Source organism: Emticicia aquatica, from assembly GCF_923079645.1.
In the GTDB taxonomy this organism is placed as follows: Bacteria; Bacteroidota; Bacteroidia; order Cytophagales; family Spirosomataceae; genus Emticicia; species Emticicia aquatica.
Window position 1 is genome coordinate 1291499 of record NZ_CAKLPY010000002.1, and the last position, 17903, is coordinate 1309401.

At 34.4% G+C, this 17903-nt stretch carries 15 protein-coding genes; 8 read left to right on the top strand and 7 right to left on the bottom strand.

What is annotated here, in order from left to right; all coding sequences use genetic code 11:
• The first annotated feature begins 46 nt into the window (after positions 1 to 46).
• Entirely contained in the window at positions 47 to 1498 is a 1452-nt protein-coding gene (locus tag MJQ71_RS15080) for a UDP-N-acetylmuramoyl-L-alanyl-D-glutamate--2,6-diaminopimelate ligase (protein ID WP_238807460.1), read from the top strand.
• A gap of 103 nt (positions 1499 to 1601) precedes the next feature.
• A complete protein-coding gene (gene gcvT, locus MJQ71_RS15085) occupies positions 1602 to 2702 on the top strand; it encodes a glycine cleavage system aminomethyltransferase GcvT (protein WP_238807461.1) in 1101 nt (366 codons plus the stop codon).
• 54 nt (positions 2703 to 2756) lie between these two features.
• On the opposite strand, the gene metG is transcribed toward gcvT, so the two are convergent.
• From metG to MJQ71_RS15110, 5 genes are all read right to left on the bottom strand, one after another.
• Entirely contained in the window at positions 2757 to 4802 is a 2046-nt protein-coding gene (metG, locus tag MJQ71_RS15090; protein ID WP_238807859.1) for a methionine--tRNA ligase, read from the bottom strand.
• 111 nt (positions 4803 to 4913) lie between these two features.
• A complete protein-coding gene (locus MJQ71_RS15095; RefSeq protein WP_238807462.1) occupies positions 4914 to 6014 on the bottom strand; it encodes a hypothetical protein in 1101 nt (366 codons plus the stop codon).
• Positions 6015 to 6019: 5 nt separating this feature from the next.
• Positions 6020 to 6613, bottom strand: coding sequence for a hypothetical protein (locus MJQ71_RS15100; protein WP_238807463.1), 594 nt, complete (start codon positions 6611 to 6613; stop codon positions 6020 to 6022).
• Between the two features lie 72 nt (positions 6614 to 6685).
• Positions 6686 to 6880: a hypothetical protein gene (locus MJQ71_RS15105; RefSeq protein WP_238807464.1), complete on the bottom strand. Its 195-nt coding sequence runs from the start codon at positions 6878 to 6880 to the stop codon at positions 6686 to 6688.
• 312 nt (positions 6881 to 7192) lie between these two features.
• Complete coding sequence (locus MJQ71_RS15110; RefSeq protein ID WP_238807465.1) at positions 7193 to 8902, bottom strand: AMP-binding protein; 1710 nt, start codon at positions 8900 to 8902, stop codon at positions 7193 to 7195.
• Positions 8903 to 9109: 207 nt separating this feature from the next.
• On the opposite strand from MJQ71_RS15110, the gene MJQ71_RS15115 reads away from it, so the two are divergent.
• The 6 genes from MJQ71_RS15115 to MJQ71_RS15140 all read left to right on the top strand — a co-directional run bounded on the left by MJQ71_RS15115 (position 9110) and on the right by MJQ71_RS15140 (position 16411).
• Positions 9110 to 10141: a glycosyltransferase family 2 protein gene (locus MJQ71_RS15115; protein ID WP_238807466.1), complete on the top strand. Its 1032-nt coding sequence runs from the start codon at positions 9110 to 9112 to the stop codon at positions 10139 to 10141.
• Positions 10142 to 10186: 45 nt separating this feature from the next.
• The gene (locus MJQ71_RS15120) at positions 10187 to 11017 is read left to right on the top strand and encodes a glycosyltransferase (RefSeq protein WP_238807467.1); all 831 of its coding nucleotides are present in this window, start codon (positions 10187 to 10189) and stop codon (positions 11015 to 11017) included.
• Positions 11018 to 11081: 64 nt separating this feature from the next.
• Complete coding sequence (locus tag MJQ71_RS15125) at positions 11082 to 12005, top strand: glycosyltransferase (protein ID WP_238807468.1); 924 nt, start codon at positions 11082 to 11084, stop codon at positions 12003 to 12005.
• A 21-nt stretch (positions 12006 to 12026) separates the two neighbouring features.
• Positions 12027 to 13838, top strand: a complete 1812-nt coding sequence (locus tag MJQ71_RS15130) for a hypothetical protein (protein WP_238807469.1) — start codon at positions 12027 to 12029, stop codon at positions 13836 to 13838.
• A gap of 28 nt (positions 13839 to 13866) precedes the next feature.
• The gene (locus MJQ71_RS15135) at positions 13867 to 15195 is read left to right on the top strand and encodes an NAD(P)/FAD-dependent oxidoreductase (RefSeq protein WP_238807470.1); all 1329 of its coding nucleotides are present in this window, start codon (positions 13867 to 13869) and stop codon (positions 15193 to 15195) included.
• A gap of 271 nt (positions 15196 to 15466) precedes the next feature.
• The gene (locus tag MJQ71_RS15140) at positions 15467 to 16411 is read left to right on the top strand and encodes a glycosyltransferase family 2 protein (protein WP_238807471.1); all 945 of its coding nucleotides are present in this window, start codon (positions 15467 to 15469) and stop codon (positions 16409 to 16411) included.
• Between the two features lie 49 nt (positions 16412 to 16460).
• On the opposite strand, the gene MJQ71_RS15145 is transcribed toward MJQ71_RS15140, so the two are convergent.
• Positions 16461 to 16718: an SWEET family sugar transporter gene (locus MJQ71_RS15145; RefSeq protein ID WP_238807472.1), complete on the bottom strand. Its 258-nt coding sequence runs from the start codon at positions 16716 to 16718 to the stop codon at positions 16461 to 16463.
• Between the two features lie 145 nt (positions 16719 to 16863).
• A complete protein-coding gene (locus tag MJQ71_RS15150; protein WP_238807473.1) occupies positions 16864 to 17676 on the bottom strand; it encodes an enoyl-ACP reductase FabI in 813 nt (270 codons plus the stop codon).
• Between the last annotated feature and the right edge of the window lie 227 nt (positions 17677 to 17903).

A 17903-nucleotide genomic window follows, 5' to 3' on the forward strand; every position in this document is an offset into this window, starting at 1 on the left:
TTTTGATTTTAAAACAACAAGAAGCTTACTGTAAAATAATAAAAAGATGATATTAAGCGAATTACTATACAAAGTTTCCCTCTTGGCAGTTTCAGGGAAAACAGATATAAAAATCACGAATATAGTTTTTGATTCTCGCCAAGTGCAAGAGGGAAGTCTTTTTGTGGCCATTGGTGGAACACAAGTTGATGGACATAATTTTATTGAAACAGCCATCGAAAAAGGGGCAAAGGCAATTTTATGCGAATATCTTCCCCAACAATTAAATGACGAAGTTGCGTATTTAAAAGTTGAAAATTCGGCAAAAGCAATGGGTTTGGTTGCTGCCAACTTTTATGAACATCCATCCAAAAAACTAAAGCTAGTAGGTGTAACAGGTACGAACGGAAAAACGTCAATAGCAACGTTACTTTTTAGACTTTTCCGAAAACTAGGTTACCGTTGTGGTTTACTTTCAACAGTTCAGAATCAAATTGATGACGAAATTATCCCATCAACACATACAACACCTGATTCGGTGAAAGTAAATGAGCTATTAGCAGAAATGGTAAAAAAAGGAGTAACGTATTGTTTCATGGAAGTAAGTTCGCATGCTGTTGTACAGGAACGTATTACAGGTTTACAATTTGTAGGAGGAATTTTTACTAATCTGACTCATGACCACCTCGATTTTCATGGAACGGTTGATAATTATATCAAAGCCAAAAAGGGCTTCTTCGACCAATTACCCGCATCAGCTTTTGCATTAGTAAACACTGATGATAAGGTAGGAAAAGTAATGTTGCAAAATACAGCAGCAAGAAAAGAAACGTATTCACTAAAAAATATAGGTACGTTTAAAGGAAAAGTTTTGGCTTGTGGATTATTAGGTCTTCAAATGGAAATTGATAATAAGGAAGTCTGGTTTAAACTTATCGGTTCGTTTAATGCTTATAATTTATTGGGAGTTTATGGTGCAGCGATATTATTAGGTGAAAATTCGGACGAAGTTTTGATGCAACTATCGGATATTCAACCACCCGCAGGACGATTTGAACAAGTTGTTTCTAAAAACAACATTGTTGGAATTGTAGATTATGCTCATACACCAGATGCATTGAAAAATGTTTTGGAAACAATAGTTGATTTGAGAGAAGGAAACCAAAAAATAATAACAGTTGTAGGATGTGGCGGAAATCGAGATACAACAAAGCGACCAATCATGGCAGAAATAGCCTGTAAATTTAGCGATAATGTGATTTTAACTTCTGATAATCCAAGAAATGAAGACCCATTAGATATATTATCTCAAATGGAAAAAGGCGTTCCTGCTATTTATTTCAAGAAAACACAAATAATTGAAGACCGACATGAAGCAATCATTGCAGCAGTAAAAATGGCAAAACCCGAAGACATCATTTTGGTTGCTGGAAAAGGCCATGAAACTTATCAAGAAATCAAAGGGGTAAAGCACCATTTCGATGACAAAGAAGTTTTGAGAGAAGCTTTCGGAGAATAAATTCAAAGATTATAACTAAGTCAAAGCATCTAAATCAATCAAATTCTAAAAGTAAACAAGTACCTTTACACAAATTTTTTTCATCAATAAAAATTAACATTTAATGGAAGCGGAAAATAAGAAAATACCTCTCAACGATTTACACGAAAAATTAGGCGGAAAAATGGTGCCTTTTGGTGGCTTTATGATGCCAGTTCGTTATTCATCTGATATTGAAGAACACAATTGTGTAAGAAATGGCGTGGGCGTTTTTGATGTGTCTCACATGGGTGAGTTTGTTGTGAAAGGCGAGCGTGCAACAGAATTTTTGCAGCATATTGTATCGAATGATATTTCTGCCCTTTTTGATGGAAAAGTGCAATATGCTTATTTCCCAAATAATGAAGGCGGAGTTGTTGATGATTTATTGGTTTACCGTTGGAACGAAAACGAATATTACTTAGTAGTAAACGCCTCAAATATTGATAAAGATTGGAATTGGGTACAACAGAATAATACTTTTGGTGTAGAACTTGAAAACCTTTCAGATAGGCTTTGTTTGTTTGCTGTGCAAGGGCCAAAGGCTTTACCAACGCTCCAAAAACTAACAGATATAGATTTATCGTCAATGGATTATTATACTTTTAAGGCTGGCTCTTTGGCTGGAATTGACGACGTAATTATCTCTGCAACGGGCTATACAGGTGCTGGTGGTTTTGAAATTTATGTGTGGAATAAAGATGCTGAAAAAATGTGGAATGCTATTTTTGAAGCAGGAGCAGAGTTTGACATCAAGCCGATTGGTTTAGGAGCAAGAGACACTTTACGTTTGGAAATGGGCTATTGTCTTTATGGACATGAACTCAATGAGATAGATTCACCACTAGAAGCTGGTTTAGGTTGGGTGACTAAGTTTACTAAAAACTTTATCAATTCAGAAAACCTAAAAGCTCAGAAAGAAGCAGGATTAACTCGTAAATTAGTAGGTATTGAAATGATTGACCGAGCTATTCCTCGCAGCCATTACGAAATCTGTGATGCGAATGGAAATAAATTAGGAGAAGTAACATCAGGAACACAATCGCCAACATTACAGAAAGGAATTGCAATGGGACACGTGCCAACGGCATTTGCCAAAGTCGGTACAGAAGTATATATCAAAGTAAGAGAGAAATTGCTAAAAGGCGTAGTTACGAAATTGCCTTTTGTGAAAGCAGGCGTATAAATGAATTTGTAATATGGAAGAATGTTAAACATTCTTCCATATTACAAATAAAAATTAGCTAACAGGCCCACCATTCCAAACTTCTTTATGTGGTTGAAGAAGTGCCAAACTTCCGTCACGGTTTTCAGCCATCAATATCATTCCGTTCGATTCTATTCCCATCATTTTTCTAGGAGCAAGATTTGCCAAGAAAGTTACCTGTTTACCAATCATTTCTTCTGGAGTAAAATGTTTCGCAATTCCGCTCAAAATAGTGCGTTTTTCAAAACCATCATCAACCAAGAATTTTAATAGTTTATCACTTTTTGGTAACTTTTCTGCTTCTAAGATTGTACCAATACGAATATCTAATTTGGCAAAATCATCGTATTGGATAGTTTCCTTCAATGCAGGAACTTTTATATTTTCTAACTCATTCATGCGTTTTGATTCTTGTAATTTTTTTACTTGTTTTTCAATGGCATCATCTTCTATTTTTTCAAATAATAGACTTGATTCACCGATTAATGTACCAACTGGCAATAAATCCGCACCACCAGTTTCTGCCCAAGTTGTTTCATTCAATCCTAATTGATTTCTTAATTTCTCGGAAGTGAAAGGTAAAAATGGTTCTGATAAAATTGCCAAGTTGGCGGCAATCTGCAACGCAATATTCATAATCGTTTCTACACGAGCAGGATTTTCTTTAATGACTTTCCATGGCTCGGTCTCTGCCAAATATTTATTGCCTAAACGTGCTAAATCCATCATATTGGCTAATCCTTCACGGAAACGATAATTTTCGATAGAATCACCGATTTTCTTTGGAAAATCTGATAATGTAGCAATTGTTTCTTTATCGTATTCTGTCAATTCGCCCTGAGCAGGAACTTTTCCTCCATAAAACTTATGCGTAAGCACAACGGCACGGTTCACGAAGTTTCCATAAATGGCAACTAATTCACTATTGTTTTTGGTTTGGAAATCTTTCCAAGTAAAATCATTGTCTTTTGATTCTGGCATATTTGCCGAAAGAGCATAACGCAAAACATCTTGTTTATTCGGAAATTCTTCTAAATACTCGTGCAACCAAACAGCCCAATTTCTCGATGTTGAAATTTTATCCCCTTCCAAATTCATAAACTCATTGGCAGGCACATTATCAGCTAAAATATAACTTCCTTCGGCCATCAACATCGCAGGGAAAATAATACAGTGAAAAACGATATTATCTTTACCGATGAAATGAACAAGCTTCGTTTTATCGTTTTTCCAATAATCTTCCCAGTTTTTGCCATTTAGGGCAGCCCATTCTTGTGTAAATGTAATGTAGCCAATCGGGGCATCGAACCAAACATATAAAACCTTACCTTCGGTGTCGGGCAAGGGCACGCTGATTCCCCAGTCCAAATCACGAGTCATGGCACGTGGTCTTAGTCCATCTTTTAACCAAGATTGGCATTGACCAAAAACATTTGGCTTCCATTCTTTGTGGCTGTTCACATATTTCTCTATTTCGGGCTGCATACGGTCGAGTGGCAAATACCAGTTTTTGGTACTTTTCATGACAGGTTTTGAGCCAGAAAGCGTCGAACGAGGGTTTTTCAATTCAGTTGGAGAAAGTGTCGAACCACATTTTTCACATTGGTCGCCATAAGCATTTGGATTTGCACAAACAGGACATTCACCCACAATGTATCTATCTGCCAAAAATTGTTGAGCTACTTCATCGAAATATTGTTCGCTAGTTTCTTCATCGAAATAGCCTTTATCGAACAAAGTAGTAAAAATCTCTTGCGAGTTTTTGTGATGTGTTTGATTAGACGTACGAGAATAAATATCGAACGAAATGCCGAAATCAGCAAAAGACTGTTTGATTTGTTCGTAATAAAAATCAACCACTTGTTGAGGTGTTTTGCCTTCTTTGCGAGCTTTTACGGTTATCGGAACGCCATGTTCGTCAGTGCCGCTGATAAACGCCACATCTGCCCCTTTTGAGCGGAGATAACGTACGTAAATATCAGCAGGAATATAACAGCCAGCCAAATGCCCAATATGAATGGGGCCATTGGCATAAATCAAAGCGGCCGTAACGGTATATTTTTGCGGAGTTTCGGTCATATCTTCTTTAGTATTCAAAAATTAAGTCTGCAAAGTTAAACTATTGCTACATAGAAACGAAAAACCCCTCAAAAGTTTTTGATTTTGCGGGGTTTTTAGATTTAATCTTTATTATATTGAGTCTCCGTTAAAATCTCGTAAAATAGGTATTGGTTTTTTCTCCCCTAAAGCTTTCTCTAATAATGCAAACTGAGTTGATGCATAATCTACAATAACACCATCTAAGTCCAACCCCTGTACGGCAAAACTACATTCATTAGTTGTAGTATTATAAGAACTCACAAAATCAACAGGCCAACCTACAACAACTGATGTCATATTAAATAGTTTGGTCAAATCTGAACAATATCCGTCTGGTCGGACTTTTGATGTGACTGGCAAAACAAAATTCTCGAAAGCACCCTCATTCTTACTATTGTCTTTATATATCTTTGTTGAAGAGTAAACAATACCAATAGTTCCAGTATCTTTTTGTTCCATCAATGTTTGCAAAACAATTTGTGGTATTAGATATTCTGGTTTGAAGGGGTCAAACTGTCGTTTCTGAGGAACTTGAATAGAACACGCTGCAATTATGGGGTATGCGAGAAGTAATTTGATTACTTCTTCATCGTTTAAATTTTGAATTACTAATTTTTGGAGATTATATTGCTCGTAAGATAGATTGTAAAGGTTTATTTTGGAGTTATTTTCAAATTTAGCAACTTGAATATCATGAAAATTAGGTCTATTTAATTCCTCCCAGCATATATAGACTGAATTTCCCAGATAAAGACAAGGAAAACCAGGAATACTAAAACGTTGAGTAGAAATTTTATTTCTAAGTTCAAAAGGAATATGAAACAAGTCTTTTCGACTTAATATTTTATGTTCATTAGAAGTACGAACTCTATAAAAACATTGCTTTGTGGGTAGTTCTTTTTGTGGTAGTTTTAAGAGACTTTCTTTTAGTGTATCATCAAATGTCTTTTTGGCTTCGCTAATATTCCCCTCAAACCATCTGGAAATTGTCGCTATTATTTTTACGGAATAGGTATTAATTTGGTCATAATAGCCTTTTTCTATAATTGAATAGTTTTCTTCTTTCGACATTTCTTTAGAAAGTTCGTCAAAAGTTTCTTTTAATAGCTCTATTATGTCCACCCCACCATTTGAATATACTAAAGGAAGTTTTAACTTACTATTTTTAAGAATATCTAAAAGTGTTGACATAAATTTTATATTCGTATTTCGTTGAGTTCTCTCAATAACATTCTTAATGCCCACCAAGTTTGAGCATTTGAAAAGTAATATAAATGAGCATTACTTTTTACTAAACATAGCCAATCTATATGCTCAATTAGTAATCTATGAATTTCTTTTTGTTCAGAAGGATTCAAGTTAGGGAAGGTGTAGTCCATTAAGTAATCATTTCCGTCTTCCCATGCCATAAGGATACCTATTGCCGCAAAAACAGCAAAGTATGAGTTTACTATTCGGACATTATTAACATGACTACTCGTAGCAAATGGCTGTACTTCGCAGATAGCTATTTCTATACCAGAAGCTATTTTATACCTGTTTACTCTCGTATCTTCTTCACCATCTTTTGATTCCATAAAAGATTTATTCTCTTTTAAGTTCTTATAATATGTGTCACATATTTTTAGCGAGGCATCTTGGATGAGATTAATTTCATCTACACCGAATTTGTCATGGAAGTCTGGAGTTTTAGATAGACCATAAAACGATTCAACTAAAAGATTTACTTCTTCTAATCTTTTAGTTCCTTTTTCCCCTTTTTCCGATAAGAAAGTGAATTTTCCAGCCATATGAATTTAAAAAATTCTCAAATAAAAAGACGACCCCATAGAAGCCGTCTTTTCCTTTAAAGAAAATAGTATTTAAAACGGTAAAGATTTACCTGTTAAAAAGTTCAAAAATTTTGTTTCAAGATGCTCTATTACTCGTTTATTAAGATTTAACTTTTCAAAAGCATCTTCCTCTCCATTCACTATCCCCTTTTTCTGAGACACTCTATATGAGGCTTTACGCATAAATGCTTCCTCATCAAATAAGAGACTTTTAGTGTTTGTCATTGATGTAAATATGTTTTGGGGTGCAAAGTTCTGTTTTTTTTGTAAACAAAACAAATACTTTGCCAATTTTTTGAGTAAAGAATAGATTATATTAGGTTGATTTTCAAATGTTTCTGAAAATTAGTGATAAAATTTTGAAATCAAAATATAAAAGAGAAAAAAATATTATTTGGTACTTTTTAAACGATGAAATTGTTTTTCATGTATAATTTATACCTAAAAACAGCTTACTAAGGATTTTTCTGCAATTAAAGTGCCTTTTTTTAGACACTATGATTGCATAGGTCTCTCATTTTCAATTTCCCCCAAAACTTACTTCTTTGCCTTTTCTTCTTCTTTCAAGGTTCTACGCAAAATTTTCCCAACGTTGGTTTTTGGTAATTCTGTACGAAACTCGATGTGTTTAGGACATTTATAACCTGTTAGGTTTTCTCGACAATAAGACAAAATTTGCTCTGAAGTTATATTTTGGTCTTTTTTAACGACAAAAATTTTCACAGCTTCAGTTGATTTTGCATCGGCTACGCCTATACAAGCAACCTCCAAAACACCAGGGCAAGTTGCAACTACATCTTCAATTTCATTTGGATACACATTAAAACCAGAAACTAGAATCATGTCTTTTTTTCTATCGACAATCTTAAAGTAGCCATCGGCACTCATTACACCCACATCACCAGTTCTGAACCAAGATTTTTTTGTATTATCTTCAAAAGTCACTTTTGCGGTTTCATCAGGGCGATTATAATATCCAGCCATTACTTGTGGACCAAAAGCTACAATTTCGCCAGGTTCGCCAATTTCTGCCCAAGTTTCATCATCTTTTAAGATTTTTATCTCAGTACTTGGCCAAGGCACACCAATTGTTCCTACTCTATTTTCACCAATCAATGGATTAGAGGTTAGTACTGGTGAAGTTTCTGACAAACCGTATCCCTCGGCAGGTAAGTTTCCTGTCAATTCCTTCCAACGATTAGCTACTACACCTTGCAAAGCCATTCCGCCAGCCGATGTAATAACTAAATTACTAAAATCTACTTCACCAATTTTTGGATGATTAAGCAAGCCATTATATAATGTATTCACACCTGTGAAAACGTGCGGAGGGTATTTCTTTAAATCTTTAATGAAAGCTTCCAAATCACGAGGATTCGTAATAAGTAGATTCATTGTTCCTGTTTTTAAAGCAGTTAAAGCGTTTACCGTCAAGGCATAAATATGATAAAGAGGTAAAGCAGCTACTATTACAATTTTATCATCGGTAATTTTATTAGTCAAAACACCTTGCCAAACATTATTTGCTTCGAGATTTGCCACGATATTTCGGTGTGTTAGCATTGCTCCTTTCGAAACGCCTGTAGTTCCACCAGTATATTGAATAAAAGCCAAGTCTGTGTTTTTCATACTTGGTTTTGTCCATTTCAAATTCGCTCCTTTTTGCACAGCATCTGTAAATAATTGAGCTGTTGGTAAGTTGAATGGAGGAACCATTTTCTTAACACTTTTCACAACAAAATTAACAATCTGTTTTTTCGGAAAACCAAGCATATCTCCCAATTGTGTAACAAAAACATGCTTAATATTTGTGTTCGCAATAATCTTTTCAAGACTTGAAGCAAAATTGGCAACGATTACAATCGCTTTTGCTCCCGAATCTTTAAATTGATGTTCCATTTCACGAGGTGTGTAAAGCGGATTCGTATTCACAACCGTTAATCCTGCTCGTAAAGCACCAAACATCGCCACAGGATATTGTAGCACATTTGGCATTTGTATAGCGATTCGGTCGCCCTTTTCCATGCCAATACTTTGCAAATAAGCTGCAAAATTTCGAGAAAGTGTATCTAATTGACCATAAGTCATTTCTTTACCCATGCAAGCATACGCAGACTTATGACTAAATTTTGTGAAGCCTTCATCCATCAATTCTAGAATAGAAGGGTAAGCTTCAGGATTAATTTCGTAGGGAATTCCTTGGGGATAATGTTTGAGCCAAGGGTAAGTTTCAGCGGTAACAGGCATAATGGTTTTATAGTTTGTTTGTATTTTTCGATGTAAAAATAAGACGATTTCTTGGTATGAGATATTTTAAAAGGAAAAAAAAGTCTAATAACGTAATATTTAAGAATAATATATTATTGAAAGGGCTTTTTGGGTTAATTTTGTCAACAGTTTTGTGAAAATTCGCAAAAGAGAGTTTAATGTTAATTCATTGTAATTAAAAATTCCTTGAAAATAGAACAGTTAGCTTCCCACAAAAATGATGTTGTTGGGAATTCGGATATTAAAGTCAGTGTTGTGGTGTTAACTTATAATCACGAAAAGTTTATTCGTAAAACACTCGATTCTATTCTTTCGCAAAAAGTAAACTTTAAGTTTGAAGTGCTTGTTGGAGATGATGCTTCTCCAGATTCAACGGCAGATATAATTAGAGAATATTACACAAAATATCCTGATGTAATTGTTCCAATTCTTCACGAAAAAAATCTTGGCGGTTTTGGGAAGAATAATACATTAGCAGCATTAGCAATTGCGAAAGGCAAATATATTGCCCCAATGGATGGCGATGACTATTGGACTTCCGACCAGAAACTTCAAAAAATGGCCGATTTCTTGGATAATAATCAAGATTTTGTTGCATGTTTTCATAATGCCGAAATTATTTTTGATGATGATTCACACCCGAATCAGTTTGTAAATGCTTCAGACCAAAAAGAAATAGTTACTGTCGAAGATTTTATTGGAGAAGATGAAGTTTGGTTTATTGCCACGTCAGCTATTTTGTTTCGCAATGGCATTATAAATCATTATCCACAATGGTTTCATGAATCAAAAAGTGGAGATATTCCTCGTTATATTTTACTTGGAAAGGGAGGAACGAAGTTTAAATATATAAACGAAGTCATGTCGGTTTACCGCAAAAACCGTAATAGTGGTATGAGTTTCACGGATGGTTACAAAGATGCTGACTTTCTGCAAAATCGGATTGGAATGTACAGAGGAATAGACAAAGAACTAAACCATAAATTTCATACAACGCTTAATAAAAATATTGCACGTTATTACCGAATGATGCTTGATAGCAAACAATTTGTAGGCAAATATTTTAAACAAATGCCAGTTGCGATTCAGTATCTATTATTAGCGAAACCAAGTAAAGAAGTAAAAAAAGAAATTATTAGAGAATATATTTTTCCGAAATGGTTGAGCAAAGTTTACAGTTTTTTTGCTCTTTTACCTCATCGTTTAAAAGGAAATTAAACGTAAAAATCAATATTTTAAAAACACCAGTTCTTGAATTGCATTATGACGCCAAAAGTTAGTGTTTGTGTACCAACGTTTAATCATGAAAAGTTTATTCGACAAACCTTAGATGGTGCGTTGATGCAGCAAACCAATTTTGACATTGAAATCGTTATCGGTGATGACGCTTCTACGGACAATAATCAACAAATCATTCAAGAGTATGTGGATAAATACCCAAACATCATTCGTGCTTTTCTACATAAAGAAAATCAAGGACCAAAAGAACCAAAAGAATTTGGGGGTAGAAATAATGTTTTGGGGCTTTTGAAAGCCTGTAAAGGAAGTTATGTGGCTCTTTGCGAAGGAGATGACTATTGGACAGACCCACATAAATTGCAAAAACAAGTAGATTTTATGGACGCCAATCCTGATTATGCCATAAGTCACCATAATATGCAAGTGATTTATGAAGATGGTTCGCCCGAACATTTCTTCAACGACAAAAATCAGAAAACCACATCAAGCATTGTTGATGTTCTGGAAGACCGTTGGTTTATAGCTACTGCGGCGACTCTTTATCGAAATATTTTTCTTGAAAATGATTTTGCCGACTGGCACAGTCGAGCAGCAGCTGGCGACTGGGCATTGGTAATACAATTGGCCGCCACTGGGAAAATTCGTTATTTCTCTGAAGCAATGGGTGTTTATAGAAAACATCGTGGTGGATTAAGTAATGTTCAATCGTCAACAAACCTTTATTTCTTGAAGAATAGAAAACAAATGTTTAGTGAGGTAAACGAATGGCTAGATTTTAAATACGAATCAACTATTCGGGCAACATTAATGTCTTACGACAAACAAATTCAAGCACTTGAAGGTAATTTTTCATAAATTTGCAGAATAGAAAAATTTGCAAAACAACAATAAAAAAATCTCCCCTTTAGGGACTGGAGGTATGTCTCATAAAATCGCAATAGTTACTCCTCTTTTTAATGACTGGGATTGTTTGTACAAACTCGTAGAAGATATTCGTACGGTACTTTCACCTACTAAATATTCTGATTACAGAATTGTGGTTATTGATGATTGTTCGAGTTTAGAATTTGACCATAAAAAACTGGAAGGCCACCCGATTGAAATAATTCATTTAAATAAAAATTTAGGACACCAGAAATCAATAGCCATCGGACTTTCGTACCTCAATAAAAATGGCAATCAAGACTTAGTGGTTGTGATGGATGTTGATGGCGAAGACCAACCGAATCATTTACCAATACTATTGGAGGAAGCAATCAAGGAAAAAGCAAATGAGATAGTTTTTGCTCGTCGAACCAAACGAAAAGAAAGCTTTTTCTTCAAGATTTTTTATAGAGTTTATAAATTTATTTTTGTTTTTTTGACAGGAAAAGTCATCAACTTCGGAAATTATTCTGTTATTCCACAAAAACTTTTAGATAAAGTAACGCACATTTCTGACATTTGGAATCATTATCCAGGAGGAGTTATCCGCTCACGTTTGTTATACAAATCAGTTGGTTTGGAGCGAGGCGAACGCTACACAGGTAAATCTAAAATGAATTATACTTCTTTGGTGATTCATGGTTTAAGTGCAGTAGCTGTTTATATTGATACGGTTTCTGTTCGTTTGTTGATTGCGGTTTCGTTATTGGTTTTGACAGCCATTTTAGGCATTTCACTTGTATTTCTTTTTGAATATCATTTTCCAGCTTGGGGATTGTTGTTGTTTTTTGGCATCCTGATGCAAGCGTTTCTTAGCACATTAATTTTGGTTTTTACTGTACTTTCATACCGTGTCAATTTTAACTTTCTTCCTGCGGTACATTTTCAAGATTATATTCAATCAATTGAAAAAATATAACCTTTTTCTTCAAAATATAGCATGAATAAAAAACTAATAACATACTTGTTGATTTTATTGCCGATTGTTGTCTTTTATGTGTTTGTTTTTCAGAATGCTTTCAATATCGGATGGAATGACGATTGGCATGGTATAGAAGGTTTTTTGGCGAGTTGGATGCAACAAGTAACCGTGAGCGATAAAATAACGCTGCTGTTTTCTCAAATGTGCGAACACCGAATTTTGTACGTTCGCCTAAGTACGTTACTGAGTTACCATTTATTTGGCGAAGTAAACTACAAAACAATGATGCTTATGGGAGTAGCTTATTTGCTAATACTTCCTTTTGTTTTTTATAGGGTTTTACGTGAAATAAATGTCAAATTAGCCTATTTAATTCCTATTATTTTTATCATTTTCAATACACAACCAATTGAAAATATCTTTTGGGCTATTACATCCTTACAACCAAATACTGTAATTATTTTTGGCCTTTGGGGATTTTCCTTGTTGTTATTTTATCAAAAAAAATGGGCGTTTTATTTAGCTAACTTTTTGTTTTTCTTGGCAATGTTTACCAACGGAAACGGAATGTTTGCTTTTATAGCAGCTATTCCGTTGATTTTTTATGCACGAACACGAAGTGAGAAATTTCAGTTTTTAGGTATTCTTGTATTTTGTTTCTTCCTCTATTTCTTCGATTTCAAAAAACCAGGCATTCGTCCTGATGTGATGATAAATTTCACAAAATATCCTCATATTATTCTTGGTGATTTTTTTGCGTTTTTTGGTTCACCAATTGACAGTACTGTGCAGTTTTATAGTATTAATCTTAAATATACAGTTGCCATTACAGCAGGTGTTTTAATGATACTTTGGGTTGTTTATCAATTATTTACCTTTTTTTATTTTTGGTTAAAAATAAAAAAACAAAGCATTTCTCTTGAAAAAACGAGTATTTTGTATCAAAATATTGTCAAATATCCAAAATTCAATTTATACCTTTTTGCTTCTTTTGTGTTTGTAGGTTTAAGCGGAGCTGCATTTGCGGCGTCAAGAGCTAGTCAAGGACTTGAACAAGCATTTGTTAGCAGATACAAAACAGTATCATTAATATTGTTCATAATTATTTACCTGAGCGTTTTTAACTTTATTGAAAGAAAAAAATGGGATAAATACCTGAAGATATCGGTCATTATTACTATTTTATTTAGTGCGTTTTCTTATTACGAAAGCTGGGATGATGTTGAAAACCGTCGTAAGTTTTTTGGAACAACGATTCTAAACTGGAAAAATAATGGTCGTTATTTTTATTATGCTTTTGCTAACTCTCGAAACCCTGACGACCACGCACCCATTAGCCAATACCAAAAACTTCCTATTCCTCCATATAATTATGCGGGATTTGTACATGGCGTGATGAAATATGTCAACGATATTTTGTGGATAAGTCGAGTTCATTTCAAAAATTATACGCCACCTGCCGAAATAGATGTTTTGAATAAAGCTTTGTATGAAAACCAAGTAATTGGTAGTGCAGAAGAAGATGTAAAATTTATAGAGGGGTCAAACTTTTTTCGTATCGAAATAACAAAGGCTTTTGTGCCATTTAACACAAGGTTTGATGGTTATTATGCAATATTTACCAATAAAAATAACCGATTGGCTTTTCCTTTGGAAACACAAGCAAATAAGTTTTCCACATTTTTGTCAACACAAAGGTTTTATAATACGCGTATAGATACAATAATAGCAAAACCCGATTTGCCAATTGGAGAGTTTAAAATGCAAATCGGCAAACTTCAAGATAATCAATTTAAAGTAATTAAAGAACAAATAATCAAAATACAATAGAGAATATTGTGACACTAAATCGACTTTTATGGAAAAACTTACAATAATTGGTGGTGGAATGACTGGTCTGGCGGCCGCATATATTGCAGCGAAACAAGGCGTAAAGGTTACGGTCGTTGAGGGAAGTGATAAATTTGGCGGACTTTTGAACACTTTTGAAATTGGAGGAAATCAACTAGAACATTACTATCACCATTTTTTTACGCAGGATGCCGAACTGCGTTGGTTACTAGAAGACTTAAAAATTTCGGATAAGGCATTTTACAAAAAAACAACAATGGGTGTTTTTCGTAAAGGAAAAATCTATGATTTTAACACGCCTATTGATTTATTAAAATTCAAGCCTGTTGGTTTAATAGGTAAAGTACGCTTTGGCCTAACAAGCCTTTTTCTTGGAAAATTGGCTAATTGGACAAAAAACGAAGGAATACCAACTTTGGATTGGTTTTATCGTTGGGCAGGAAAAGACATTACGGATGCACTTTGGAAACCGATGCTCAATATCAAATTTGGACCTTATGCCAATAAAGTTCCATTAGCATGGATGATTGGTCGAATGGCTCAACGCCTAAATTCTCGTAAAGGTGGAGATGAAAGACTCGGCTACATCAATGGAAGTTGGAAAACAATGATGGACGTATTAGTAACTCGTTTGCAAGAAATGGGTGTTGAGTTGATTAAAAACGAAGCTGTTCAAGAATTTAAAATTAATAATGGCAAAATTGAAGGAATTGTTACCGATAATCTAACGATTGAAGGAGGAAAATATCTTATAACGATTCCATCTATTTATTTTAATAAAATCAAAAATTGTTCATTAGGCACGAATGGCGTTGAGTATTTTGGTGCCGTTTGTACGATTTTAGAATTAAAAAAATCGTTTAGTCATATTTATTGGATGAATGTTGCCGACGAAGGTTTTCCTTTTGGGGGTGTCATAGAGCATACTAATTTTATTCCAAAAGAAGAATATAACGGCTCACACATTATTTATCTTTCTCGTTATTTTGCTATGTCAGAAGATTTGGCAACCATGAGCGAAGATGAAATAAAAGCTGTAATGATTCCACCGTTGAAGCGAATAAACCCTGATTTTTCAGAAGATTGGATAAAAAACATCTTTGTTTTCAAAACTAATACAGCAGCAACTGTTTGTGATTTGAATTTTTCGGAGAAAGTGCCTTCTTGCAAAACAGCTACCGAAAATCTGTTTTTAGCAAACATGGTTCATATTTATCCAGACGAACGAAGTACTAATAACTCAATCAGGGTTGCGGCAGAAGCGTGTAAAACAATGGGCATAAATGCTGACTTTGTTCCTTTGGGAGCATCACTTTCTGCAAAAATTGGGTTTTAATAGTAAATTGGAAAATAGTTAAATAGTTTTTCAAGGTTAAAACTTTTTAGAACATTTATGCGTTTTTATATCGTACGCACTTCAAAAACAAAAGTCTTATCTATCAATTAGGTAAGACTTTTTTGCTTTCTTGACCTCCTCACATTCCTATTCTCCTTCAAAAAGTATATCTTTGCAACTATTAAAGTTTTAATTACTCACAAAATGAGAATTGTTGGTATCAATTATTTTGTTGATTATTAACATTTATACTCGCCTACTTAGCAAACACATGATTTCAATTGTTATCCCAATTTATAACGAAGAAGAAAACCTACAAAATCTTTACACCCGTCTAGCCAATGCTGCTCCATCTTGGAAAGAAGATTATGAAATCGTATTGATTGATGATGGCTCTCGTGATAGTTCATTGACTATGATGAGAGTAATGGCAGAAAAAGATACACACGTAAGGGTGATAAAACTTTCGAGAAATTTTGGGCATCAACCCGCTATTTCAGCAGGAATCCAAGAAGCAAAAGGAGATGCAATTATAATCATGGATGGAGATTTACAAGACCCGCCCGAAGAGTTGTATCGTTTTTTGGACAAATGGCGTGAAGGGTATGAAGTAGTTTATGCTATCAGAACAAAAAGAAAAGAAGGGTTTTTTAAGAAAATAGCATATTCGAGCTTTTATAGAATCATGGCTGCCATTTCGGATATTGAAATTCCGCTTGATTCGGGAGATTTTTGTGTAATGGATAGAAAAGTCGTGAATGTACTTGTTCATGATATGCCCGAACAAATTCGTTTTATTCGTGGAATGCGTGCTTATGCAGGTTTCAAACAAATTGGAGTAACTTACGAGCGAGCAGAGCGAGCTGCAGGCGAAGTAAAATATACACTCAAGAAATTGATACAATTAGCTCTTGATGGGCTATTTGGCTTTTCGAGTTTTCCGTTGCGACTTTCTACTTATTTAGGAATAACAATTGCGATACCTTCTCTTATTGTAGGTGTTTTTTTTCTAATTCACCGATTGTTTGGCTTCAAAGTTTTTGGACATACACCAGAAGAAACACCAGGCTTGGCATCTTTGGCTGTTGGAATGTTTTTCTTGGGTGGAGTAATGTTGACAATGTTGGGTATAATTGGCGAATATATCAGTCGCATTTACATTGAAGTGAAAAAACGCCCATTTTTCGTAATTGACGAAATTATTGAGAAGAAATAGCTATTAGTGTTTCTCATAAACAAACATTTGTTTGAGCAAAGCCGAGAAACTAAACAGACGTTTTTCGATATTTAAACTTAAAGAATAAAATTACTAAAGATAAAATCAAGGTAATGGCGTTGGCAGCAATTACTGGAAATGCTTGAGCTTTTATTCCATAAACTAACCACATAATTACACCCGTTGTAAAAATCAAGAACATGGCCAATGAAACATCTTTGGCTGATTTGGTTTTATAAATTTGTAAAACTTGCGGTACAAACGCCAATGTCGTCAAAATGCCCGCTATGTATCCTAATGTTTCCATAATTTTTTTTGGTTTCACTTAAATAATGGAAAAATTATACCAAATAGTTCATTTTACGTAATAATCACAGCTAATACTTTAAAAAGTACAAAAAAATCCCCAATAGCTTTTCAACTATTGGGGATTTTTGAGATATATTAAAAGCTTATTTTTCCATTAAAGCCATTACATCTTCCGAAATACCAGTGTTTACAAAACCACCATCGTGGAAAAGGTTTTGCATTGTTACCATACGAGTAAGGTCAGAAAATAACGTAACTACGTAATCGGCACAAGAGTCGGCTGAGGCATTTCCTAATGGAGCAATTTTATCAGCAAAATCAAAGAATTTATCAAAACCACCAATACCTGAACCCGCAGATGTTTCTGTTGGTGACTGCGAAACGGTATTTACACGTACTTTTTTGAGTTTGCCGTAACGGTAGCCATAGCTACGAGCAATTGATTCCAACATAGCTTTTGCTTCCGCCATGTCAGTGTAAAAAGGAAACGTACGTTGAGCAGCCATATAGCTTAATCCAACAACCGAACCCCATTCATTGATTGCATCTAATTTTTCGGCAGTTTGTAAAAATTTATGGAATGATAAGGCCGAAATATCAACGCTTTTCAAAAACCAATCGTAGTTCAAATCACCATAAGCTTTTCCTTTGCGAATATTAGGTGACATTCCGATTGAATGTAGTACAAAATCAACTTTTCCACCGAAGGATTCCATTGATTTAATATAAAGATTTTCAATATCTTCAACCGATGTTGCATCAGCCGCAATGATTGGAGCTTCACAAATTTCAGCCAATTTATTGATTTCGCCCATACGCATTGCGATTGGTGCATTTGTCAAAACGATTTTTGCACCTTCTTCTTTCGCTCTCAAAGCTACTTTCCAAGCGATTGATTTTTCATTTAATGCACCAGAAATGATACCAGTTTTACCTTTAAGGAGTCCGTATGCCATGATTTGAATTTTCGACGGGGTCGCCCGTGCGATTGATTACGTTAAAAGAATTACGAATAATAAGTTATGATGACATATCTCAAATGTTAATTCTTATATGTCCACATCTGTTTGTGGCTCAAAGGTAACGATTTTCTAAAAAATAAAAAACCTTCTATTTCAAGCATATAAGTAAAAGCATGAAGAAACGCTATTATTTTTGTATACTAATGGTTTCTAAGGATAAC